At 55.3% G+C, this 22,943-nt stretch carries 20 protein-coding genes and 1 tRNA gene; 18 read left to right on the plus strand and 3 right to left on the minus strand.

Annotation, left to right across the window (positions count from 1 at the left end):
• Positions 1 to 75 precede the first annotated feature (75 nt).
• From holA to PT275_RS02610, 6 genes are all read left to right on the plus strand, one after another.
• A complete protein-coding gene (gene holA / locus PT275_RS02585) occupies positions 76 to 1,065 on the plus strand; it encodes a DNA polymerase III subunit delta (protein ID WP_277152077.1) in 990 nt (329 codons plus the stop codon).
• Complete coding sequence (gene tsaE / locus PT275_RS02590) at positions 1,062 to 1,673, plus strand: tRNA (adenosine(37)-N6)-threonylcarbamoyltransferase complex ATPase subunit type 1 TsaE (protein WP_277152079.1); 612 nt, start codon at positions 1,062 to 1,064, stop codon at positions 1,671 to 1,673. Before holA ends, tsaE begins: the two co-directional genes overlap by 4 nt.
• Before the next feature lie 111 nt (positions 1,674 to 1,784).
• Positions 1,785 to 2,720 (plus strand): tRNA (adenosine(37)-N6)-threonylcarbamoyltransferase complex dimerization subunit type 1 TsaB, encoded by a 936-nt coding sequence (tsaB, locus tag PT275_RS02595; protein WP_277152081.1) that lies wholly within the window; start codon positions 1,785 to 1,787, stop codon positions 2,718 to 2,720.
• A gap of 8 nt (positions 2,721 to 2,728) precedes the next feature.
• A complete protein-coding gene (gene rimI / locus PT275_RS02600; RefSeq protein WP_277152083.1) occupies positions 2,729 to 3,295 on the plus strand; it encodes a ribosomal protein S18-alanine N-acetyltransferase in 567 nt (188 codons plus the stop codon).
• Positions 3,292 to 4,335, plus strand: coding sequence for a tRNA (adenosine(37)-N6)-threonylcarbamoyltransferase complex transferase subunit TsaD (gene tsaD / locus PT275_RS02605; RefSeq protein ID WP_277152085.1), 1,044 nt, complete (start codon positions 3,292 to 3,294; stop codon positions 4,333 to 4,335). Before rimI ends, tsaD begins: the two co-directional genes overlap by 4 nt.
• A gap of 121 nt (positions 4,336 to 4,456) precedes the next feature.
• A tRNA-Asn gene (locus PT275_RS02610) sits at positions 4,457 to 4,529 on the plus strand.
• A 155-nt stretch (positions 4,530 to 4,684) separates the two neighbouring features.
• Here the strand turns inward: PT275_RS02610 and PT275_RS02615 are convergent.
• Positions 4,685 to 5,317: a DNA-3-methyladenine glycosylase I gene (locus PT275_RS02615; protein ID WP_277152087.1), complete on the minus strand. Its 633-nt coding sequence runs from the start codon at positions 5,315 to 5,317 to the stop codon at positions 4,685 to 4,687.
• A gap of 326 nt (positions 5,318 to 5,643) precedes the next feature.
• Between PT275_RS02615 and PT275_RS02620 the strand changes: the two genes are divergently transcribed.
• Positions 5,644 to 6,273: a M23 family metallopeptidase gene (locus PT275_RS02620; RefSeq protein WP_277152089.1), complete on the plus strand. Its 630-nt coding sequence runs from the start codon at positions 5,644 to 5,646 to the stop codon at positions 6,271 to 6,273.
• A gap of 111 nt (positions 6,274 to 6,384) precedes the next feature.
• Here PT275_RS02620 and PT275_RS02625 read toward each other — a convergent pair whose 3' ends face one another.
• The gene (locus PT275_RS02625; protein ID WP_277152090.1) at positions 6,385 to 7,998 is read right to left on the minus strand and encodes a hypothetical protein; all 1,614 of its coding nucleotides are present in this window, start codon (positions 7,996 to 7,998) and stop codon (positions 6,385 to 6,387) included.
• A gap of 123 nt (positions 7,999 to 8,121) precedes the next feature.
• Complete coding sequence (locus tag PT275_RS02630; protein ID WP_277152091.1) at positions 8,122 to 9,345, minus strand: NADP-dependent isocitrate dehydrogenase; 1,224 nt, start codon at positions 9,343 to 9,345, stop codon at positions 8,122 to 8,124.
• Positions 9,346 to 9,486: 141 nt separating this feature from the next.
• On the opposite strand from PT275_RS02630, the gene PT275_RS02635 reads away from it, so the two are divergent.
• The 11 genes from PT275_RS02635 to PT275_RS02685 all read left to right on the plus strand — a co-directional run bounded on the left by PT275_RS02635 (position 9,487) and on the right by PT275_RS02685 (position 22,899).
• Positions 9,487 to 10,611: a GuaB3 family IMP dehydrogenase-related protein gene (locus PT275_RS02635; protein ID WP_277152092.1), complete on the plus strand. Its 1,125-nt coding sequence runs from the start codon at positions 9,487 to 9,489 to the stop codon at positions 10,609 to 10,611.
• A gap of 238 nt (positions 10,612 to 10,849) precedes the next feature.
• On the plus strand, positions 10,850 to 11,353 hold the full coding sequence (locus PT275_RS02640) for an Rv3235 family protein (protein ID WP_277152093.1): 504 nt from the start codon (positions 10,850 to 10,852) through the stop codon (positions 11,351 to 11,353).
• 82 nt (positions 11,354 to 11,435) lie between these two features.
• On the plus strand, positions 11,436 to 13,481 hold the full coding sequence (locus tag PT275_RS02645) for an AMP-binding protein (RefSeq protein ID WP_277152094.1): 2,046 nt from the start codon (positions 11,436 to 11,438) through the stop codon (positions 13,479 to 13,481).
• Positions 13,482 to 13,513: 32 nt separating this feature from the next.
• The gene (gene def / locus PT275_RS02650; RefSeq protein WP_277152095.1) at positions 13,514 to 13,996 is read left to right on the plus strand and encodes a peptide deformylase; all 483 of its coding nucleotides are present in this window, start codon (positions 13,514 to 13,516) and stop codon (positions 13,994 to 13,996) included.
• A gap of 307 nt (positions 13,997 to 14,303) precedes the next feature.
• On the plus strand, positions 14,304 to 16,163 hold the full coding sequence (locus tag PT275_RS02655) for an ABC transporter ATP-binding protein (RefSeq protein ID WP_277152096.1): 1,860 nt from the start codon (positions 14,304 to 14,306) through the stop codon (positions 16,161 to 16,163).
• 14 nt (positions 16,164 to 16,177) lie between these two features.
• Positions 16,178 to 17,989 (plus strand): ABC transporter ATP-binding protein, encoded by a 1,812-nt coding sequence (locus PT275_RS02660; RefSeq protein WP_277152097.1) that lies wholly within the window; start codon positions 16,178 to 16,180, stop codon positions 17,987 to 17,989.
• A 290-nt stretch (positions 17,990 to 18,279) separates the two neighbouring features.
• A complete protein-coding gene (gene rpsB, locus PT275_RS02665; RefSeq protein WP_277152098.1) occupies positions 18,280 to 19,137 on the plus strand; it encodes a 30S ribosomal protein S2 in 858 nt (285 codons plus the stop codon).
• Between the two features lie 96 nt (positions 19,138 to 19,233).
• Positions 19,234 to 20,085: a translation elongation factor Ts gene (tsf, locus tag PT275_RS02670; protein ID WP_277152099.1), complete on the plus strand. Its 852-nt coding sequence runs from the start codon at positions 19,234 to 19,236 to the stop codon at positions 20,083 to 20,085.
• Between the two features lie 309 nt (positions 20,086 to 20,394).
• On the plus strand, positions 20,395 to 21,144 hold the full coding sequence (pyrH, locus tag PT275_RS02675) for a UMP kinase (protein ID WP_277152100.1): 750 nt from the start codon (positions 20,395 to 20,397) through the stop codon (positions 21,142 to 21,144).
• Positions 21,145 to 21,253: 109 nt separating this feature from the next.
• On the plus strand, positions 21,254 to 21,808 hold the full coding sequence (gene frr / locus PT275_RS02680; protein ID WP_277152101.1) for a ribosome recycling factor: 555 nt from the start codon (positions 21,254 to 21,256) through the stop codon (positions 21,806 to 21,808).
• 104 nt (positions 21,809 to 21,912) lie between these two features.
• The gene (locus tag PT275_RS02685; RefSeq protein ID WP_277152102.1) at positions 21,913 to 22,899 is read left to right on the plus strand and encodes a phosphatidate cytidylyltransferase; all 987 of its coding nucleotides are present in this window, start codon (positions 21,913 to 21,915) and stop codon (positions 22,897 to 22,899) included.
• The last annotated feature ends 44 nt before the right edge of the window (positions 22,900 to 22,943 follow it).

Raw genomic sequence — 22,943 nt, forward strand, 5'->3', positions numbered from 1 at the left:
TATTATGGATACGGGTGGTGTCAGACTCGCGCCCATTATGGATGTTGTCGATGAAACCACGAATCGAGGAATGTGATGGCTGCGAAACAAAGCAAACAGCGAACGCGATTCATACTGGTCCTCGATGGTGATGAATACCTGAATGAACGACAGGTCCGTGACTGCCGTGACCAAGCCATGAAGAACGACCCACAAGCGGAGGTCATTGAACTCGATGCAGGCGAAGCAAGCCAGTATGACTTCGATGAGGCCGTGAGCCCGTCCCTGCTGAGTCCCAGCTCCATCGTCATCATCCGGCACATCCAAAACGCCGACAATGCCTTGGCCGACACCATGGTCAGCTATTGCGCTTCCATGGCCAAAGATTCTGCAACACCAACAGGCACGGTCATTGCCCAGCACGACGGCGGGCAGAAAGGCAAAAAGGTTATCGACCGGCTTAGCAAAGCCGGAGCCGAAAAGAAGGACATTCCCGATCTCAAGCGCGCCGACGCCAAGCTGAACTTCGTCATCCAGTGCTTCGAACGCAGGAATCGGCGTGTCGATCCGGCAGCCGCCCAACAGCTGGCCGCCGTATTGGGGGAGAAGACCGGGGAACTCGCAGCCATGTGCGAGCAGCTCTGTTTCGACTTCGACGACGACCCAATCGGTCTTAATCTGGTGAACCAATATCTGACCGGCAACGCCGAGGTCACCGGATTCGCAGTGGCGGATGCGGCGCTCGCCGGCAATGCTGCCAAGGCCATTATCGACATGCGTGCCGCCGTCGCTCAAGGCACTGATCCGATCGCACTGGTAGGCGCTTTGGCTATGAAGCTGCGCACGTTGGCAAAGGCCTCGGCTGTGCGTTCCGGCAGCATATCGCAGGCCGAGGCGAAAATCAATCCGTGGGTGCTGCGCAATGCCACGCGTCAATTGAGCGGTTGGACGTCCGACGGACTGTCGAAATGCATTCAGATGCTTGCCTGGGCCGATGAGCAGAACAAGACCAATGGGGGAGACCCGATGTATGCGCTGGAACGTTCCATCGAACTGATCAGCCACAAAGGACGCATGACAGTATGAGCAATAAATCATCGTTTAGGATTGAAGTGCCGACCGGCCCTGATATGCAGGCGCTTGGCGCCAAGGTCGCCGCTTGTGTGCATGGTGGCGATGTGCTTTTGCTTTCCGGACCGTTGGGTGCCGGCAAGACCACGTTTGCGCAAGGTTTCGGGGCGGGTCTCAAGATCGGAGAACCCATTGTTTCTCCGACGTTCACCATTGCAAGAGAACTTGACGGCAAATTCGCCGATGGGGCGCCCGCCCATCTGATTCATGTTGACGCTTATCGGCTCGGTGGCAACGATTTTGCCCCTGGGCAAGATACAGTAGATAGGTTGCTTGATGAGCTGGAATCGCTGGGGCTGGACGAGGAGCTTGAAGACCCGGGCGAACACACCGTTATCCTCATGGAGTGGGGCGAGCAGATGGCCTCGGCTTTCGCTCAAGAGCGTCTTGAAGTGCACATCGACCGTCCGATGGATGAGGAAATGATTGCCGCCGAAGTCGATAATCCTGCTGCCGAACTTACCGGTGACGGCATGCGCACGGTCGCTTTCGTACCGGTCGGTGCGCGTTGGGAGAGTTTCGGTAAGGATTTCGAGGCATTGTGTAGGCATGAAAACCGCTGATCGCTGATTGCACATCGATGGTTATATCCGCGTTGTACAGTAACAATGGCATGAACGCCAGGTGATTGAAAGTCATACACTGGGCGGTGCAAGACAGCAGGAGTAGCAGATATGACGAACACGTTGGTCATCGACACCTCATTCGGTTCGACGGTCGGAGTCTTGGGGCAAGAGGCGATTGTAGAAACCGACTCGCATACCCATGTCGAAAAGCTGCAGGTCAACATCGCCAGAGCCGTTGATGCGGCGGGGCTCAACCCCATGGATCTTGACCGCATTGTCGTCGGTGTTGGTCCTGCCCCGTTCACCGGGCTTCGTGTAGGCATCGTGGCCGCAAAAGCCATCGCATACGCCACCGGCGCGCAACTGCTTGGCCAAGATATTCTTGAGCCTCAGACGTGGATGATGAAACTCAAGCGTCAGGGTGATTCCAGACTTAAGAATTGTGATTTTCTCAATGGTGATGGGCAATCAACCAATACTGAAGTAGCTCATCATCTGACGCTGGCTGTCAATGATGCACGCCGTCGTGAGCTTTACTTTGCTTTGTATGCTGACACACAAAGATGCCTAAATGGTAGAAATATCGGTCATGAGCCCGAAGAAGAAACCCTTGAGCCTTTTGTTTCCACGGTGGTTGGTATGGATATCGACTATCCGCAACATATTGTCGAACGTATCAATCAGGCCGTAAACAAGCTGGATGGAAACAGCGCTTCGACAAATGGCACATTCCGAATCGACGTCGTAGGACATGGAGCCTTAAAATATGTCGATGCATGGCTCGGCTTCGGCCATATGCTGGGCAATGTCATAGACCATTCCGTGTTGGATACCGGTGCTGCAGGCCTTGAGATTTTCTCCGAATGTGCCATGTTGAGCAACGGTATCAATTCCAATGATCCGCGGAAAGCTGGTATTGGTTCCAAAATCAATAACGAGGGTGTCATAAAGCCAGTCGAACCACTGTACCTGCGCCGTCCGGACGTTTCTGTGCCCAATCCCTTGAAGCATGTTCTCAATCATGCCGGAGCCACGAAGGCCTGAATGCCATCATGATCGTAGAATTCAGCGAGCTCGACCTCCCATGGGCTTTGAATGCAGCTTCCGCGTTGGAGCAAGAGCTTTTCGGCTCACAGGCCTGGGACAGGGAAACTGTGCGCCAGGAAGTGACGCAAGCATCCAGGATCTATCTTGCCGATGTCGTGGATTCAGGAAATCAGACGCAACTTGATTCCAAATCAAAACAGGAACCAGTACGTCTGGAATCGGCGAACATGGTGATGCGCGGATATGCGGGCATGTGGCACGCGGACAGTGAGGCCGAAATCATGGCCGTCGGTGTGGCCAAGCGCTTCCAAGGAAACGGCATTGCGAAAAATCTGCTCAACAGACTGATTCGATACGCTTGCCTGTATCATGTCCGTCGCGTCATGCTGGAAGTGCGCGTTGACAACAAAGCGGCACAACGGCTCTATCGCGGTATGGGATTCAGAAATATCGGCTTATTAAGGCATTACTATCAACCGGAAAACGTCGATGCCATTGAGATGGCGTTGGATCTTCAAGCGCATATCATAGGTTTTGAAAGCAGCGAGCGGAATATGGAGCGAGTGCAATGAGCGAACCGACAGTACTGGGCATCGAATCGACCTGCGATGAGACGGCCGCCGCCGTCGTACGCGGGCGAACGCTCGTCTCCAACGTCGTGGCCTCTTCCATGGAGGAACACGCACGTTATGGCGGCGTTATCCCCGAAATCGCCTCCCGCGCCCATGCCGAGGCTTTTGTGCCTGTAGTCAGTAAGGCGCTGGCCGACGCGAATATGGAACTCTCCGATGTGGATGCCATAGCGGTTTCGGCGGGCCCTGGACTGGCTGGCTGCCTGGCCGTAGGCGTTTCCGGGGCAAAGGCGTTGGCTTGGGCCGCAAACAAGCCGATTTACGGCATCAACCATGTTATCGGGCATATCGCCGTCACCCAGCTGCAGTTTGGTCCATTCCCTAAAGACACACTGGCACTCATCGTTTCCGGTGGCCACACCTCGCTGTTGCATGTCGAGGATGTCGCCCGTCACGTTGACGTGGTAGGCACCACACTTGACGACGCTGCGGGGGAGTGCTTTGACAAGGTCGCCCGTTTGCTGGGATTCCCTTATCCGGGCGGTCCGCATATCGACAAGCATGGCCAGCTTGGCAATCCTCATGCCATCAAGGTTCCCCAGGGCCTTACCAAGGGCAAGGCCGGCAAGGATCATCCCTACGATTTCAGTTTCTCCGGCGTCAAGACCGCCGTCGCGCGTTGGGTTGAGGCCCAGCAGGCGGCAGGTAGGCCGATTCCCGTCGACGACGTCTGCGCCTCGCTTGCCGATTCCGTGGCCACGGTGCTTGCGAACAAGGCCATGCACGGCTGCGAGGAATATGATTCCAAGACCCTAATTGTCGGTGGCGGTTTTTCCGCCAATTCACAGTTGCGCGCCAAGCTGCTTGAAGTCGGCAAAGAACATGGCATCGAGGTTCGTATTCCACAGATCAAGTTGTGCACAGACAACGGTGCGATGGTGGCGATGCTGGGTGTCAATCTGGTCAAGGCCGGAGTTCGTCCGTCCGTACCGGATTTCCCCATTGACTCAGCCATGCCGATGAACGTCATCAGCGTATGAGCCTGACGCAGGAATCGTGACACTCCGCAAAATCCAAGCGACACGCCATTGGGGTTGCGCGATGACGATTCTTGTATAAGATATATTTCTTGTGCGGTGCTTCGAGTTCCGTACGGGACATTCCCGCATAGCTCAGTTGGCAGAGCGTCTGACTGTTAATCAGAATGTCGCTGGTTCAAGCCCAGCTGCGGGAGCGGAATGAAATTCTCGGAATCGTAAGATTTCGAGAATTTTTCGTTTCCGGCCACGACTAGTTTGATTCAACGTGAATTACGTTGCAGATTTTGGCCTATTGCTTCTGTAACGGAAATTTTACAGGAGCGATAGACCGTGCAATATCACCCGGAACTCAAGCCTCTTCAGGGCATCTGAAACAGCCGATGGCATGGTCATTGACGATGCCCATCGACTGCATGTAGGCGTACATGGTAGTGGGGCCGACGAACCTGAACCCGGTCTTTTTCATGGCCTTGCTCATGGCGATTGACTCGTCGGTCACTGCAGGCACCTCGGCATGGCTTTTCGGCCTGTTTATCCGAGGTCCGTCAGGTGCGAAACTCCAAATATAATCCGCGAACGGCATGTTCAGATCAAGCACAACTTGGGCGTTGTAGATGATGGCTTCGATTTTTCGTCGGTTACGGATAATGGCTTTGTTCTGCATCAGTTGAGGAATCTCGGAATCCATTTGCGCGACGCGTTCGATATCGAAATCATGGAACGCCTCGTCGATGGCCTTTCGTTTGTTGATGATGGTGCTCCAGGAAAGCCCTGCCTGCAAGGCTTCAAGGGCAAGCCTTTCGAACAGGGCCTGTGAGTCATAGCAGGGCGTGCCCCACTCCGTATCGTGGTAAACGAGGATATCGTGGTTCAGGCCCAGATAGGAGTCCGGCCAGCAGCGTTGCAAACCGTCAAGGTAAAGCGTGGCTCCGCTGTTTCTATCATTGAGGGTGTTTTCCTTTGATGTTGCGTCAAGACTCATCGCTCAAGCAATCCTTTCCTTTATGGATACGTTATTTATACTCGTAGCCACGAACCCGTGAACAACGGTGGATAAGTTTTCCGACACACCCGGACGTTGTGGATAACCGGGGTCATCCGACCACATCACCTTGTTTTCCCATGCTTTTTTGCCAATACACGGCATAGTGGAAAACAAGCAGGAAAAACAGTTCGGCTATCTGCAGAAGGAGAGGAGGGGCTATGGACCCGAAGGAAAAGCAACGCTATAAAAGAGAAAAACTATGGTTTGAACGACAGATACGTAGACGAAGCCTGACGAGTCTGGTTTGGGGTTTGGTGACGATTATGGCGGTGTTCGCGGTTTTGCTCATTGGTTTCGTGACAAGCAGTCATCGGGCGTTTGCCGCGGTTGATGGCGATGTCGGTGAACCGTTCGACATATACACGACGCCAGGTGCTCCCAATCAATCATCGATGCTGTTCGAACAACGAACATTGGGATTCATCGAGCGTGTCGGTTCGTTGGATCCTCTCATCTCGGATAGCAAAGGTTGCAAAGCCGACATGCGCTGGCCGGTGCTGCCGCATGTACTCGTCCGCCGCTTCAAGGCGCCTGTTCAGGTCTGGGCGCCGGGTCATCGCGGGGTTGACATTGCAGCCGTCGAAGGCACGCCATTGCTGGCCCCGGCGGATGGTGTCATCAGTTTTGTCGGAATCGTCGCAGGAAAGTCCGTTGTCAGCATCCGCCACAAGAGCCTTACGCTGACCTTGGAACCGGCGCAGACGTTGCTGCCGACCGGGACGCCAGTGGTAAAAGGATTGCCGATCGGTACGGTCACCGGCGTTTCTGATCATTGCACCGGCATCTGTGTGCATTGGGGTGTGCGAAAAAGCAGAAAGGAGTATCGCGATCCAGAAAAATTGGTGTCGAAAAGGAAAATCGTCCTCAAACCGGTCGGCACTGGAACCGGATAATCAAAATGGCGTGAAAGCGGTTACCTACTGGCGAAAGAAAACACGTAAAAAAGACCAAGATAGACCAAAAAAGACAGAGTCGAGGAGAAGGGAATTGTGTGTAGCTGCGATTTACAGTCCCGCGTCGGCCAGCGAAATGTATCCAGGCTCAATCAACAGGTGTTTGAGGTTACCTGCGCTGATGGCCATCGGCTTTCGATGAATGGTAGCAACCTTGGTGTCATTGATCGAAAGAGTCTTCACGTAGGAAAGATCGGTCAGGGTTTTCCCGGAAACCATTGCGGCCGTCGCCACGGCTATATCGCCCGAAAGATGCTGAATGTCTTCCATTCCCGTCATCCATTGTTTGCCGTTGACAATCTCAGGCATCATGTCGGCATAGGCCCCGTAACCTGTGACAATCGGCCAAGCCAGACTTTCTGTGCTGTTCGTTTGTGTTTCCGTCTCGGTCCCACTTACATTCTGTTTGCTATCTCTCGGCTTTGGAGGCGCCTGTCGATTGAGATTGTGTTTGCCGGTAAGCGTGCCGACGATGCCGGACACTTCAATCTCAGGGTTGATGTCGGCTGCGCTACCGGTGTATTTAAGATCACCAAGCTCGTCGATAACCGCCGAGGAAACGAAGCCGTTCATGGCGATGATGCCGTCGACGTGCACCGGCTTGCCGTCTTTGGAGGAACCGGTGAGTCGGGTGTTCAATTCGCTTTTTATCTCAGCAGTTTTGGATGCCTTGAACGATACGGATCTCCAATCGTTCTCGGAGCTGGCGGAGGTGAGGATCTTTGAAGGGCTCACGGCCTGCCCGTCTTTGAAATAGGGCCCTAACACACTCCAAATACCTGCGAATGCCTCTGAAGAGAATCGCTCTGTCGTCTTGCAAGTGGAGTCATCCTCGCTTACCGGCATCATGATTTCGATGGATTTGGGATGGACCTTGGTGGTTTTGGCCAATGCAAGTTTTGAAACCAGCTGACGGGCTTGAAGCGCACCGATTTGGCGTGGGGTCGACATGCTGACGAAGAGGTCCGGGTTGAAGTCCTGAATGGGATTGGAGAGGATGATGGTGTGAGCTCCGGCTTTTTGCGCCAATTTCATGGCTTTCGCCAGTTTTTCCATGGCGGTGGCCTCATCACTGTCCGTCTTGTTTTGCTGCTGATCCGAGTTCTGCGAAGAAGTGGTTGATGATGAGCCGGCATCCGCGGTGGAACTTGCCTTGTCTTGGCCGTCGTTGTTTTCCGTGTCGTAGTTTTGTGCATCCACCGGGTTGGTGACATAATCGCCGTATTGTTCGTTCCCTTTGTTTCCCGAAATGGCCGGAGCGATGATCAGCGTTGTGTGGTGGTAGGTTTGCGAGGATTGCGAAGAAAGCTGGTTGACAACGTAGTCTTGAACGTCTTCGCTTTGCTTGACCAGGTTGCCATCGGTTTTCACCTTGATGTTTTTCGAATTGAAGCCAGCTTCGTCCAAGGATTTTGTGATTTCAGGAACGAGCTTCGCCCATTTGTTCAGTGGGGTATGCGACGAGATGGAAATGCCGTCCGAGGGCGTGAAGATCATGATTTTGCTTTTGGCTGCCGCCGAGCTTTCGGACACCTTATCCGTGTCTATCGAGGTGGTTTCGTTATCCTGTTTCGGGGCGCCACACGCGAGCGTTGACATCGTCAAAACAGCCGCGGTGGCAAAAGCCGCAAATCGTGCCAAGAAGCGCTTGCCACGCGTCGCCATAGTCCAGTCCTTATCTTCACAATTACCGTTGATCACTACCGATATTAGCCCGAGGCCGATATGAGGAAGCGTCGCCGCAGTGGGGTTACAGGAATCGTCCTACGGCGACGTATAGATCGCTGTTCACTGTCGCTGTGCGAGTTCCCTTTGAAGCCCCTCGTCCAGCGCGTCCATGAACCCTTCCGTGTCAAGCCAGGCCTGATTCGGTCCGATGAGCATGGCAAGGTCTTTGGTCATCCTTCCGCTTTCCACGGTCTTGATGATCACATGTTCAAGCGTTTCGGCGAAATTCGCGACTTCGGACGTCTCGTCAAGCTTGGCGCGTTGCTTCAATCCGCCGGTCCAGGCATAAATCGAGGCGATGGGATTGGTCGAGGTTTTCTCGCCTTTTAGCCAGCGGCGGTAGTGACGGGTCACGGTGCCGTGCGCGGCTTCCGCCTCGACGGTCTGTCCGTCAGGCGTCATCAACACTGAGGTCATCAGTCCCAGCGACCCGAAACCTTGCGCCACCGAATCGGACTGCACATCGCCGTCGTAGTTCTTGCACGCCCAGATGTAGCCGCCATGCCATTTCATTGTGCTGGCCACCATATCGTCGATGAGGCGGTGCTCGTATGTGAGCCCTTCCTTTTCAAAACGGTCCTTGTATTCGGTTTCGAAGACTTCGGCAAAGATATCCTTGAATTCACCGTCGTAGGCTTTGAGGATCGTGTTCTTGGTGGAAAGATACACCGGATAATGCCGCATGAGCCCATAGTTGAAGCAGGCACGTGCGAACCCGCGGATGGAATCGTCAAGGTTGTATTGCACCTGAGCCACGCCGTCGCCGGGATAGTCGTAAACCACGTGTTCGACGGGCTCGCTGCCGTCGGCAGGCGTGAAGGTGACAGTCAGGCGTCCGGGCTTGCCGACTTTGAAATCGGTCGCCTTGTACTGGTCGCCGAAGGCGTGCCTCGCCACGACGATCGGTTTTTCCCAACCTGGGACCAAACGCGGGATGTTGGAGATGACGATGGGTTCGCGGAAAATGGTGCCGCCAAGAATGTTGCGGATGGTGCCGTTCGGTGATTTCCACATTTTTTTGAGATTGAATTCCTTGACACGCGCCTCATCGGGGGTGATGGTGGCGCATTTGACGCCGACATGGTGCTTTTTGATGGCGTTTGCCGCGTCGATGGTCACCTGGTCGTCGGTGGCGTCGCGGTTTTCGATACCGAGGTCGTAATAGTCAAGATTGATATCCAGATATGGCAGGATAAGACGATTCTTGATATCCTTCCAAATCACTCTGGTCATTTCGTCGCCATCGAGTTCCGCAACCGTTCCCTTGACTTTGATTTTTTCCATGCTGTTGTTCCTCCAGTGTCCGATTGCGGCTATTATCTCGCTTCAATATGTCTGAGGTGTTGCTTTGGTTGTTTGGCGAGACAGATTTTCGCTGGTTTTTGCATCTGTTTTTGGTCATGTAGAGGAAGTAACCTTAAAAACATGACTCAGGAAATTGAAATCGGTTTGGGCAAAAAAGGCCGTTTGGCCTATTCGTTGGACGATATCGCCATCGTTCCCTCGCGCAGGACACGCGATCCGAAGGACGTATCGACGGCATGGCAGATTGACGCCTATCAGTTCGACGTCCCGGTGCTTTCGGCTCCTATGGATTCGGTGACCAGCCCCGCAACGGCGATTGCGATGGGCAAGCTGGGTGCTCTTGGCGTACTGGATCTTGAGGGATTGTGGACCCGTTATGACGATCCTCAGCCGCTTCTTGACGAAATCAGCCAGCTTGATGAGGCTGATGCCACTGCACGTCTTCAACAGATTTATGCCGAACCGATCAAGCCGGAGCTGATCACCCGCCGTCTTCATGAGATTCGTGATGCCGGTGTCACGGTTGCCGGCGCGCTTTCGCCCCAGCGCACCCAGGAATTCTATTCGACGGTCATCGACGCCGGGGTCGATCTGTTCGTCATTCGTGGTACGGCGGTTTCGGCGGAACATGTTTCGCAAAGCCATGAGCCGCTGAACCTGAAGAAATTCATCTACGATCTTGATGTGCCGGTCATTGTCGGGGGAGCGGCCAGCTACACCGCCGCGCTTCACTTGATGCGTACCGGTGCCGCCGGCGTGTTGGTCGGTTTCGGTGGAGGGGCCGTTTCCGCGACCCGTGCCACCATCGGCGTCCATGCCCCTCTGGCCACGGCAATTGCCGATGTGGCCGAGGCAAGGCGTGATTACATGGATGAGTCTGGCGGACGGTATGTGCAGATTATCGCCGACGGCGGGATGGGTACTTCCGGTTCGTTCGTGAAGGCCTTGGCGTTGGGCGCTGATGCCGTCATGCTCGGTGCCCCATTGGCCCGAGCCGAGGAGGCTCCAGGCAAGGGCACACATTGGGGCGCCGAAGCCCGCCATCCGTCTCTGCCTCGCGGCAAGCGTTCCAAGGTCGGTACGGTGGCCCCGCTGCAGCAGATTCTCTTCGGGCCCAGCCACAGTGCCGACGGCACGGTCAATTTCATCGGTGCATTGCGTCGCGCCATGGCTTCAACGGGTTATGTCGACCTCAAGAACTTCCAGCATTGCGACGTCGCTGTGACCCTCGCACATCTGGGTTAACTGGTCGATCAATCGCCGTCAATGGGCTATCCGCATCGCGCGGTAGTCCATTTTTTGTAGCCTCGATTTTATGGCTTCGACCTCATTATTTTGTAATATTTGTCAGCAAATGTGGTTCAAGATTTGCGTGTAAACCTTGAATAATCTTGATTTTTCTCGAAATGGTCGCATAGTTTTTGACATTCACACAAATATCTGATGCGCTGTATGTATTTAAAAAACACAAGGAGGCGCAACAATGACTACTCAAACGCAAGTGCAGCCCTTGCATATGAGCATGATGGACCATTCCGGACTGGCGGCCTGTGACGGATCCATTCGAATCGAATTATCGAACCGTCCGGTTCCCTACCATATTTCACGATGCTATCCGGGAACGATGAGCGAGGCGGACTGCCGGCAGTTCGCATTGTCCTCCTGCAGGCTTGCGTGCATGAGTCTCGACGTGGTGCGGGGTCGCACGCCGCCCCAGAGCCTTCAACAAGCGCTTAGCGGACCGTGCATTCAACGGCTGGAAACGATGTCGTATCTGCTGGAGAACCATCTTCGCACCCATCAGGACCTCAAGGCCAAGCTGTGTTACCTTCCGGCCGTCCCGACCTTGGTGCATGCGACGTTGGTCAGCCCCGATACCACCGAGACAGTGGTAAGCCTCGGCGTCGGCAAGACGACATATTGGGTCACCTTGGTGTTCAGACGTACTGGATCCCGATGGGTCTGCACTACTGCGGACCTTGGATGAGAGAACCGGAAAGAAGCTATTACAACTTAGCGGAAGTTACGCTAACGTAGCATTGGGGTTACGGTTGCGTATAGTTGTGTCTATGTTGCGAGAATTTTATTTGGACCCTGTCACCAAGACCACAGATAAAGACACCATCTATTCATTGTTGTCGAAGCGAGCTGGAAAAGACCCTGATGGAGCCATTGCGGAGTGGCTCGATGAGGATACACAGCAGTGGCACACCGTCACAGCCGGCGAAATGCTTGCGCGTGTGCGTAAGGTCGCCAAGGGACTTATGGGTTTGGGCGCGAAGGCCGGAAGCATGGTCGTCATCTACGCGGCCACCAGCTATGAGTGGGGCGTGGTGGATTTTGCCTGTGCGGCCATCGGAGCGGTGAGTGTGCCAATCTACGAGACGGATTCACCCAAGCAGGCCAAGGGCATCGTCGAGGATGTCGACCCGATTGTGGCCTTCGGCGGAGACGCCGAGCATACGCAGACACTTGAGGAATTCCGACGCGACCGTGACGGGCTCAAATACGTCTTCAATCTTCAGGAGGACGGTCTTGAGGCCGTGGCTGATTTCGGCACATCAGTCAGTGATGACGAGCTTGATGAGGCTATTTCCCGTGTGCGTGCCGACGACATGCTGACCATCGTCTATACCTCCGGATCCACCGGAGCGCCCAAGGGCGTTATGCTTTCCCACCGCAATTTTGTCTCCACCGTCTTCATTGGATGGGCTGTCCTTGACGACATGCTCTTCCAGCCGAGCCGGCTGTTGCTCTTCCTGCCGTTGGCCCACTGCTTTGCCCGTTACATCCAGTATGTCGCCATCGGAGCCAAAGGCGTCGTAGGCTATACGCCGAGCGCCAAGCACCTGCTGACGGATCTGCGTACCTTCAAGCCGACCTATCTGCTCGGCGTGCCGCGTGTGTTCGAAAAGGTCTACAATGCCGCATCCCAGAAAGCCGGAGCAGGTTTGCAGGGTCGCGTCTTCAATATGGCGTTCGATCATTTTGTCAAGTGGTCGAAGGACCAGCAGGCTGGTCGCGGACATAGCCTTGCCGAACAGCTCAAGCACAAGTTCTATATGAAGACAGTCGGTGCCTCTGTGCGCAGCGCCCTTGGCCCGAACCTCAAGTACGTCGCCTGCGGCGGTGCCCCGATGAACGCCGATCTGGCGCATTTCTTCAACGGCATGGACGGCATCACCTTCATTCAGGGTTATGGCATGACCGAAACCGCCGCGCCTTGCATTGTGAGCTTCCAGGACTTCAACAAGGTCGGAGCCGTCGGACGTCCCGGCACCGGTATCGCCGTCAAACTTGCCGATGACGACGAGCTTCTGATCAACGGTGAGGATGTCTTCCTCGGCTATTACAAGCAGCCCGAACTCACGGCCGAAGCCAAGGAGCCAGGCGGCTGGGTGCATTCCGGCGACATCGCACAGATCGACGACGACGGCTTCGTTTACATCACCGGCCGCAAGAAGGACATCATCATCACCGCCGGCGGCAAGAACGTTAGCCCCGCCCCGATGGAAGATACCATCGGCACTTGCCCGATCGTTTCCCACGCCGTCGTCATCGGTGATGGCCGCCCCTTCATCGCCGCGCTCATCGAGCTCGACCCTGAAATGGTTCGCTCTTGGCTCGCTAACAACAGGATGGACGAAAGCATGCCGATGACGCAGATCGTCAAGAACGATGCGGTACGTGCGTACGTTCAGCAATATATCGATCAGGCCAACAGCTCGGTCTCCCGCGCAGAATCCGTGCGAAAATTCGTTATCGTCGAAGACCAGTTCACTCAGGAGAACGGCATGCTCACCCCGAGCATGAAGGTTGTGCGTCCCGAGGTGCTCAAACACTATGCCGATCTCATCAACACGCAGGTCTATACTCCGAAGACGCGAGTCAAACCGGCGCCGTCGGCCGCGGCCGGTTTCATCGACAAGACCGCAGAATCCGTGCGCCAGGCCACCGACGCGATGACCCCCAAGGTTCGTGAGGCCTACGAACAGGCCAAGCAGAATGTCGGGGCTCGTCTTGCTGAACGTGAGGCGGAGCATGAAGACGGCGACCCGTGGAAGGAAACGCCGAAGTCCGAAGAGCAAGAAAACGATTCGCCGGCCAACAAATAAAGGTTGTTAGTGAAGTCAAGAGGAGCAGTGCATTGTCGCTACGAGAAATAAGGGTTGTGCCCGATCCTGTGTTGAGGACCCCGTGTGAACCAATCCGAGAGATCACTCCCGCCGTTCGCAACATGGTTCAGGATCTATTGGATACCGTCGACGACCCAGGGCGTGCAGGCCTGTCGGCCAACCAAATCGGCATCAGCCTCCGTGCGTTCTCCTATAACATCGACGGCAAGTTGGGCTACGTATTGAATCCGGTCCTCGAAGAGACCAGGGGAGAGCAGTACGGCGATGAGGGGTGCCTTTCGGTGCCGAAGCTTTGGTACAAAACGCGTCGCGCCGATTATGCCAGGGTTCGCGGAATGAATCTGGAAGGCAAGACGATCGTCGTGGAAGGCACTGGCATCATGGGGCGAATGCTGCAGCATGAGACCGATCACCTCGATGGTCATATCTATCTGGATCGCCTCGAAAAGGAAGAGCGCAGAGAGGCCATGCGCCGCATGAGGGAGTTGCGCTGATCAGACGCTGGTTTCAATCTTTTTCATCGTTTTAATCGCCTGGAAATCCGTACGGTATAAGTCGGATATCCGGGCGATTTATTTTGTTGCGGTTGGCCTTGGTTTGCAACACGCCGATAGCGTAGTTGAAAGTCGGTTCATCGAGTTTACATTTAATGAAACAGGCGATTGAACTAAGCCTGTAGGTCATGATCGCGTCCGGGTGTCGGCTCTGAAGGTGGCAGTTTCTTCCCTCCATCGGATTGATGCTGACGTTGGCGCAGCATAAGAGAACAAGTACTTGTCTGGGTGATACGAGGGCTCATCAATGTATGTCGATCCACAACGCAACAAAAACGCCGGGAATCTCAGATGGATCATACAGTATTGCAAACCTGACCTGCCAAGGGTGGCGGTTTCGCTGGTTCTGCTGTTTGTCAATGACGCCATGGCGATCATCATGCCGCTTCTGGCGGGCATGATCGTCGACCAGGTGATCGGAGCCAAGCATTTTGGCATCTTGACCCGCATCTGCGGAGCCATGATCGTGGTGACACTGGTACGCGTGATTTCACGCTATATCTATCAGATTCTGATGGAACGCTTCGCACAGAATTCCATCTACCGGCTGGTAAGCGACGAATACGAGAAGCTGCACGAGCTCGATTTCACCTACTTCAACCACACCCGCAACGGCGACATCATGAGCCGCATGACATCCGACACTGATGCGATTCGTCACTTCCTGTGCTGGGTGAGCTACCAGGCCACCGATTGCGTGGTTATGCTACTTGGGGCCCTTTGCATGATGTACACCATCGATTGGCGGCTGGCGCTGGCGCTGACCTGCGTCACCCCGTTCCTCTTCCTGCTGACGCGGGCGCTCTCCAAACGTGCCGCACCTCTGTTCTACGCCATACGTAACTCGCTGGCCGACCTCAACTCCATGGTCGAGGAGAACATCGAAGGCAACCGCGTGGTCAAGGCCTTCGTCCGCGAGGATTACGAAACCGAGAAGTTCGACAAACGCAACGACGACTACATGCAAAAGAACATGGATTCCGCCTATAACAACCGCAGGTTCATGCCTTGGCTGGACGGCCTTGGTTTCTTGTTGCAGCTGATCACGCTCGGCATCGGTGGCTTCCTGGTCATCAAAGGCTATATGACACTCGGCAATCTGGTCAGTTTCAACAGCCTTTTGTGGATGATCGACATCCCGGTGCGCCAGTCCGGCTGGCTGATCAACGACTGGCAGCGTTTTGGGGCAAGCTGTATCAAGATAAGGCGTCTGCTGACCGCAGAATCCCGTATTACCGAGAAACCGCACGCACAGGAATCCATCAGGCAGGCCATCGACATTAAGGAACATGTTGGCGCACGCAGTACCGAGAACGTCGCCCCTGACCGTATGAGTGGCGAAATTCGCTTCGACCACGTCAGTTTCGCCTTCCCCGACGACCCTGAAACACCGGTGCTGAAGGATCTCAATTTCTATGTGCCTGCCGGTACGAAACTTGGCATTCTGGGGGAAACGGGCGCAGGCAAGTCCACACTGGTCAACCTTATCGCCCGCTTCTACGACCCGACCGTCGGCACCGTCTTCCTCGACGGCATCGACGCAAGGGACTGGCCGCTGAAAACCCTGCGCAGCCAGGTGAGCATCGTTGCCCAGGACACGTTCCTCTTCTCCGATACCATCGGTGACAACATCGGCTTCGGCGCCGGTCCCGCGCATTCCTCCGACCCGAATTACATCCGCCGCATGGCCGGTATCGCAGGGGCAGATGATTTCATCCGTTCCATGCCCGACGGTTATGACACCATCGTCGGCGAGCGCGGAGTCGGTCTTTCCGGAGGGCAGAAACAACGTCTGAGCCTCGCCCGATCGTTGGCCGACAACCCGTCCATCCTCATCATGGACGACACCACCTCCGCGGTCGATATGGAAACCGAAGCGCAGATCCAGGATCACCTGCGTGACATGGAAACGAAGAAAACGGTGGTGACCATCGCCCATCGCATCTCCTCGGTCAAGGATGCCGACCTGATTCTCGTATTGGAACACGGCCGCATCGTCGAGCGAGGCGACCACGAGCATCTGGTGGCGGCGCACGGCCGTTACTGGGAGATCTACAAAAAACAGCTGGGCATTGAGTCCGGTGGTTCACAAGGCTTCGAAGAGTAGGGAAGGAGGATATCATGGCAAAACGTAATACATACGATGAGGACGAAGAGCTTGATGAGAAGATTAATATCCATGACATCTTCCGCATCGCGACCTATCTCAAGCCGTATCTGGGACAGGTCGCTCGAATTGTTACTGTCGTGCTTTTCATGAGCTGCATTTCCGTTTCCACGCCATATCTGACAAAGATCATGATTGATTCCGCCATTCCGCATAAGGATTTCGGGCAGCTGGGCATGCTCACCGGCATCTTCGCAGTGCTCATCTTCCTTTACGAACTCGGTGTGCGTTACCGTACGGTGGCCATCACCCGTGTCGGCCAGCTGATGCTCAAGGACATGCGCCGCGACATCTTCACTCATATTCAGACTTTGCCGTTCAGCTACTTCGATTCACGCCCGCACGGCAAGATCCTCGTGCGCGTGGTCAACTACGTCAACACGCTTTCCGACACGCTTTCAAGCGGTCTGATCAACGTGATCGCCGACATCTTCACTTTTGTGGTCACGCTCGTGGTCATGTTCGCGATTGACTGGCGGTTGGCGCTGTGGAGCCTCATTCTTTTCCCGCTGCTCATCATCTGGGTGTTCGTACTGCAGCGTCTGCAGAAACGCGCCTACCAACTGCTCTCGAATAAACAGAGCAATCTAAACGCCTACCTACACGAATCCATTGCCGGGGTAAAGACCACGCAGACCTTCGCGCGTGAACGCAAACAGTTCGACACCTTCCAGAAGCAGCAGGGAACCGTGCGCAGCTACTACATGAAGGCGATCTATGTGCAGGATCTTATGTGGCCGGGCGTGCAGACCATCAGCTCGATGACCGTGGCCTTCATCTACTATGTCGGCATTATGGGCCTAGGTGGGGTCAACGTCACCACCGGCGTGCTGATCGCCTTCGTCGGCTATGCCAACAACTTCTGGAATCCGGTCATCGATCTCGGCAACTTCTACAACCAGCTGATCACCTGCTCGGCCTATCTCGAACGCATCTTCGAAACACTTGACATCAAGCCCGAAATCGCCAACAAGCCCGGCGCGGCCGACCTTCCGCAGATCCGTGGCAAGGTCGATTTCAACGATGTTGTCTTCCGCTACGAGCCCGACGGCCGCAACATCCTGAACCTTGTCGACTTCCACGTCGAGCCTGGCAAGACCATCGCCTTGGTCGGCCCCACTGGTGCCGGCAAGACCACCATTGTGAGCCTTCTGTCGCGCTTCTATGATGTCAGCGAGGGATCGATCACCATTGATGGCTACGATATACGCGACGTCACGTTGCAATCGCTGCGCCGTCAGATGGGCGTGATGCTGCAGGATACGTTCGTTTTCTCCGGCAACGTGCGAGAGAACATCCGTTACGGTAGGCTTGACGCCACCGACGAACAGATCGTCGAGGCCGCCAAGGCCGTGCACGCCGACGAGTTCATCCGTGAGATGCCAGACGGCTATGACACGGTGGTAGAGGAACGCGGTTCGACCATGTCGGCCGGCCAGCGCCAGCTGATCTCCTTCGCCCGCGTGCTGCTCGCCGACCCGCGTATCCTCATCCTGGATGAGGCGACCAGCAACATCGACACCCGCACCGAGGAGGCGCTCCAGGCGGGACTGCAGCATCTGCTCAAAGGTCGTACGAGCTTCGTGATAGCACACCGCCTTTCCACCATCGAGAATTCGGACGAAATCTACTACATCGATCACGGGCAGATCGTTGAGCATGGCACGCACAAAGAGCTGCTGGAAAAGAAGGGTGCCTATTACCGCCTTTACGAGTCCCAGTATGCCATGCTCAAAGTACGTGAGAATGCCATGAAGTCCGAATAGTCGCAACGATTTGGGACATCCAGGCGTTTCAAAGAGGTTTCGGTTGGTTTCGCGGCCGCCGAAACCTCTTGGTTTATACCGGGTTTGTGATAGCTTAGACAACTGTGTGTTGAAGGGTTTCAAAGCAGTCACGTTGCCGAGAAATCCAAAAGTTCTATTGTCAATCAAACACACAAATTCGCGTCATGCACGTGACGGACTGTGTCGGTCGATCGACCTGCCTATTAGGCGGTGAGATCGCACTCAGACCCGCATGGCCAGGCAATAACCGACTGAAAGGTAGCATTATCATGGCTCAGATCACTATGAGCGAAATGCTGAAGGCAGGACTGCACTTCGGCCATCAGACCCGTCGCTGGAACCCCAAGATGAAGCAGTACATCCTGATGGAGCGCAACGGCATCCATATCATCAATCTCTTCAAGTCGCTCGACCTGATCGACAAGGCCTACGATTTCATCAAGCAGACCGTGGCGCACAACGGCACCGTCCTCTTCGTCGGCACGAAGAAGCAGGCCCAGGAAGCCATCGCCACCCAGGCTACCCGCGTCAATATGCCGTATGTTTCCGAGCGCTGGCTCGGCGGCATGCTCACCAACTTCCAGACCGTTTCCAAGCGCGTCGCACGCCTGAAGGAACTGGAAGAGATGGACTTCACCGACGTCCACGGCTCCGGGCTGACCAAGAAGGAGCTCCTGCTCCTGCAGCGCGAGAAGAACAAGCTCGAGAAGCAGCTCGGCGGTATCCGCAACATGACCCGCACGCCTTCGGCCATGTTCGTCGTCGACATCAACAAGGAGGCGCTGGCCGTCGAGGAAGCCCACAAGCTGAGCATCCCGGTCGTCGCCATCGTTGATACCAACACCGATCCCGACCTCGTGGACTATCCGATCCCGGCCAACGATGACGCCATCCGCGGCATCGAGCTGCTGACCAGCCTTATGGCAGATGCCGTCGCCGACGGTCTGCTCGAACGCAGCGGCAAGGCCGAGAAGACCGAAGACAAGTCCGAGCAGCCGATGGCCGCTTGGGAGAAGGACCTGTTGAAGGACAACGAGAAGCCCGCGGAGGACGCGACAGCCACCGCCGAAACCAGCCCTGCCGAGGCCAAGGTCGAGGAAACCAAGGTCGAAGAGGCCAAGGCCTGACCAACAAACGTGCGAAGGGCGGTGTCGGAAACTTCCTGGCTTCCGCACCGCCTTTGGTGCATTGAGTACGATTTACAACATTTCAAGGAGATATACATGGCAGCAATTACAGCAGCTTTGATCAAGCAGGTGCGCGAAGACACCGGCGCCGGCATGATGGACGTCAAGAAGGCGCTCACCGAGGCCGAAGGCGACGTCGCACGCGCCAAGGAAATCATCCGTGCCAAAGGCATCCAGGCCGCAGGCAAGCGCGAGGGCCGCACCGCCCAGGAAGGCACCATCGCCTCCCGCGTGGTCGACACCGCCAATGGCCAGGCCGGCTATGCCGTTGAGCTCAATTCCGAAACCGACTTCGTCGCGAAGACCCCGAAGTTCGTCGCTTTCACCGACGGCGTGCTCGATGACGCCATCAAGGCAGGTGCATCGACCGCCGATGAGGTCCTTGCGGCTCCGTCCGCCGACGGCACCGTCAAGGAGACCGTGGAGGAAGCCGCGGCACTCTTCGGCGAGCATGTCAAGGTCGGTCAGGTAGCCAAGGTCGAAGGCCCGAAGGTCGAGATCTACGCACACAAGAAGTCGGCCGAGATGCCGCCGAGCATCGTCGCCATCGTCGCCACCGACGAAAAGGGTGCCGCTGTTGCCCACGAGGCTGCTCTGCAGATTTCCGCCATGGGCGCCAAGTGGCTCAAACGTGAGGATGTTCCGGCAGATGTCGTCGAATCCGAACGTCGCGTCGCCACCGAGAAGTCCCAGGCCGAAGGCAAGCCCGAGAAGATTATCCCCAAGATCGTGGAAGGCCGCATGAACGCCTTCTACAAGGAGAATGTGCTGCTTGAGCAGGAATACGTCAAGGACACTTCCAAGTCCGTCGGCGATCTGTTCAAGGAAGTCGGCGGCGAGCTGCTCGCCTTCGCCCGCATCGAGGTCGGCAAGGGCGACGAGAAGTGATTTCTCGTTGTTGATGTCCTTGTGATCATCACATCAATGTTGGCTGGTACCGATATGGGTATTGGCCAACATTTTTGTTAGAGGACTAAATCCTCACTGATATGGTTTACTTCGAATTCAATGGTTTATATGCGTATGAACACGAAAATTCTTCGGTACTTCCGGTCTGTGTAATAAGCCGACCAACGCTGTGCGGCAGAACCAGTGGTATTGCACAATAAGAGGACATTCCGGCAAAGATGCTGTCGTTGTGAACGGATAACCTATAAGACAGCAATATGCCGCCAAACAATGATAGAGAGGCCGCTGATGACTCAAGACAACAATGAAGACACCGCCCGACGAGTGCTGCTGAAGCTTTCAGGCGAGGCCTTCGGTGGTGGCAAGATTGGTATCGACACCACCGTGATTCGTCGCATCGCGCAGGAAATCCACAAAGCTGTCAAGCAAGGCGTCGAAGTTGCCATCGTCGTCGGCGGCGGCAACTTCTTCCGTGGGGCCGAACTCCAGCAGGCGGGTATCGAACGCAGCCGTGGCGATTATATGGGCATGCTCGGCACCGTTATGAACTGTCTCGCCTTGCAGGATTTCCTTGAGCAGGAAGGTCAGGCCACTCGTGTGCAGACCGCCATCACCATGGGCCAGGTCGCTGAACCGTATATTCCGCTCAAGGCCATTCGTCATTTGGAAAAGGGTCGTGTGGTCATATTCGGCGCCGGCGCCGGTATGCCGTATTTCTCGACAGACACTGTCTCCATTCAGCGTTCGTTGGAAATCCACTGTGATGCTGTGCTGATGGGCAAGAACGGCGTTGACGGCATTTATACCGCCGATCCGCGTAAGGATCCGGGCGCCAAACGTTTCAAGACCTTGAGTTACCAGCGTGCGTTGGTCGACAATCTTGCTGTCATGGACGCCGCGGCGCTTTCCATGGCGCGTGAGAACGACCAGCACATCCGTGTATTCGGCTTGGAAGAAGCCGGAAACGTCACCAAGGCCCTGATTGGAGAACCCATCGGCACGCTTGTCTCCAATCTGGAATCGGAAATCATCCAATAATCCAAGTATGGCGGGTGTGCGAGTACGGCAACAACCAATAATCAATTGGCGACGCCATCAATAACGTAAGCAACAAGAGATTTAAACAGAAATCTTAAAAGGAGAAAAAATGGCAAACCCTGTAGATCAAGCCAAGGAACAGATGAACAAGTCTGTGGAAGCCACCAAGGAGAACTTTTCCGGCATCCGTACCGGCCGTGCCAACCCGGCACTGCTGAACGGACTGCTCGTCGACTATTATGGTGCCCCGACACCGATCAAGAACGTCGCTTCCATCGGTGTACCAGAACCTCGCACCCTTTCGATCACCCCGTTTGACGGATCGCAGGCCAACGCCGTCGAGAAGGCTATCCGCGACTCGGACCTTGGCGGCAGCACCCGCCGCGACGGCAACGTCATCCATCTGACCATGCCTGAACTGACCGAGGACCGCCGCAAGGAATACGTCAAGCTTGCCAAAGGCAAGGCCGAGGACGGCAAGGTCGCGGTACGCAACATTCGCCGAAAGGCCAAGGAGACCATCGACAAGTCCGTCAAGGACGGCGACATGGGTGAGGACGAGGGCGACCGTCTGCAGAAGGATCTCGACAAAGCCACCAAAAACACCACTGAAACCATCGATCAGCTTCTCGAAGCCAAAGAGAAGGAGATCATGGAAGTCTGATTCCGGGATCGTTCGTTTTTTCAGGGCTTCAAAGCTTAGGCTTTCCATTGTTGAAAAGACTCACAGAGAGAAAACGTATCGGAACTGGCATGAAAGACAAGTCAATGACCAACAAACAACGGCATGAGGCAGGTGATGAAGTCAATGCTGCGCTCAATGATATCAACAAGAAGACCGGGCGTAACATGCCTCAGGCCGTTGCCACCGCAGTGTTTCTCATCGTTCTTATCGTCGCATGCCTGCTTTTGAAAATCGACCTGTATATCTGGCTGATTGCCGTTTTCCTTGTGCTTGCGTTGCGTGAGCTGCATGTCTCGTTTGCTACCGTCCACCTATACATCCCCTTGGTGGTCTTGTGGATCTGCTGCGCGGCAACATTGCTTGCGGTCTATTATGTGCCCAATCACGTTCTGGCGGCAGGAGTCGGCATCGCCATTGCGGCCATTGCGGTCGCCATTGCGGCCAACGTACGCCATAACGTCGGCAAACGTCTTGCAGGAGCCATCGAAGGCAAATTGGCCGCGGCACAGAATATTGAAAAATCTTCCGCTTCTTCGGCAACCAACAGCAAAACCGGAGAAAACAGCATCGACAATGTCTCGGTATCAGTGTTCCTCGTCCTTTATATCCTCGTTTTGGCTTCGTGCATCATCCTGCCGGAGACGTTCAACGGCCATCCAGTGGCCCATGCCATCATGCTGATTTTCCTCCCTGCCCTCTCGGACACGGGCGGTCTGTTCTTCGGTGCGTTCTTTGGTAAGCACAAGCTCTCGCCGCGTATTTCCCCCAAGAAATCGGTCGAAGGTCTGTGCGGCTCCATATTGTTCGCGATGGTCGGGGCTTTCGCAGTGTTTGCTTTCACCTATCCGAGCCTGTGGTCGACTCGCTGGTGGGTTCCGATTCTTACCGGCGTAATGGTCGGAGTCATCGGCACGTTCGGCGACTTGTGCGCTTCGATGCTCAAGCGTGATATGGGATTGAAGGATATGGGCCATCTTTTGAAAGGTCATGGTGGGGTGATCGATCGTGTCGATTCGATTCTCCTTTGTGCACCGTGCTTCACGTTGTTGCTCTGGGCGACAGGCATGTGATTGCCTTGGCATCATCTTCTCCCTTTGAACTTTGACATTTCAGT

Origin of the sequence: Bifidobacterium sp. ESL0745 (genome assembly GCF_029433335.1) — a bacterium.
Taxonomy (GTDB): Bacteria; Actinomycetota; Actinomycetes; order Actinomycetales; family Bifidobacteriaceae; genus Bifidobacterium.

Excerpts from the sequence above, each read along its gene's own strand:
- PT275_RS02615 (WP_277152087.1), bottom strand. The coding sequence starts at position 5,317 with ATGAGTCTTGACGCAACATCAAAGGAAAACACCCTCAATGATAGAAAC.
- tsaD (WP_277152085.1), top strand. The coding sequence starts at position 3,292 with ATGAGCGAACCGACAGTACTGGGCATCGAATCGACCTGCGATGAGACG.
- tsf (WP_277152099.1), top strand. The coding sequence starts at position 19,234 with ATGGCAGCAATTACAGCAGCTTTGATCAAGCAGGTGCGCGAAGACACC.
- PT275_RS02635 (WP_277152092.1), top strand. The coding sequence starts at position 9,487 with ATGACTCAGGAAATTGAAATCGGTTTGGGCAAAAAAGGCCGTTTGGCC.
- tsaE (WP_277152079.1), top strand. The coding sequence starts at position 1,062 with ATGAGCAATAAATCATCGTTTAGGATTGAAGTGCCGACCGGCCCTGAT.
- rpsB (WP_277152098.1), top strand. The coding sequence starts at position 18,280 with ATGGCTCAGATCACTATGAGCGAAATGCTGAAGGCAGGACTGCACTTC.
- holA (WP_277152077.1), top strand. The coding sequence starts at position 76 with ATGGCTGCGAAACAAAGCAAACAGCGAACGCGATTCATACTGGTCCTC.
- PT275_RS02630 (WP_277152091.1), bottom strand. The coding sequence starts at position 9,345 with ATGGAAAAAATCAAAGTCAAGGGAACGGTTGCGGAACTCGATGGCGAC.
- PT275_RS02685 (WP_277152102.1), top strand. The coding sequence starts at position 21,913 with ATGACCAACAAACAACGGCATGAGGCAGGTGATGAAGTCAATGCTGCG.
- rimI (WP_277152083.1), top strand. The coding sequence starts at position 2,729 with ATGATCGTAGAATTCAGCGAGCTCGACCTCCCATGGGCTTTGAATGCA.
- tsaB (WP_277152081.1), top strand. The coding sequence starts at position 1,785 with ATGACGAACACGTTGGTCATCGACACCTCATTCGGTTCGACGGTCGGA.
- PT275_RS02645 (WP_277152094.1), top strand. The coding sequence starts at position 11,436 with ATGTTGCGAGAATTTTATTTGGACCCTGTCACCAAGACCACAGATAAA.
- PT275_RS02660 (WP_277152097.1), top strand. The coding sequence starts at position 16,178 with ATGGCAAAACGTAATACATACGATGAGGACGAAGAGCTTGATGAGAAG.
- PT275_RS02620 (WP_277152089.1), top strand. The coding sequence starts at position 5,644 with ATGGCGGTGTTCGCGGTTTTGCTCATTGGTTTCGTGACAAGCAGTCAT.
- pyrH (WP_277152100.1), top strand. The coding sequence starts at position 20,395 with ATGACTCAAGACAACAATGAAGACACCGCCCGACGAGTGCTGCTGAAG.
- PT275_RS02640 (WP_277152093.1), top strand. The coding sequence starts at position 10,850 with ATGACTACTCAAACGCAAGTGCAGCCCTTGCATATGAGCATGATGGAC.
- PT275_RS02625 (WP_277152090.1), bottom strand. The coding sequence starts at position 7,998 with ATGGCGACGCGTGGCAAGCGCTTCTTGGCACGATTTGCGGCTTTTGCC.
- PT275_RS02655 (WP_277152096.1), top strand. The coding sequence starts at position 14,304 with ATGTATGTCGATCCACAACGCAACAAAAACGCCGGGAATCTCAGATGG.
- frr (WP_277152101.1), top strand. The coding sequence starts at position 21,254 with ATGGCAAACCCTGTAGATCAAGCCAAGGAACAGATGAACAAGTCTGTG.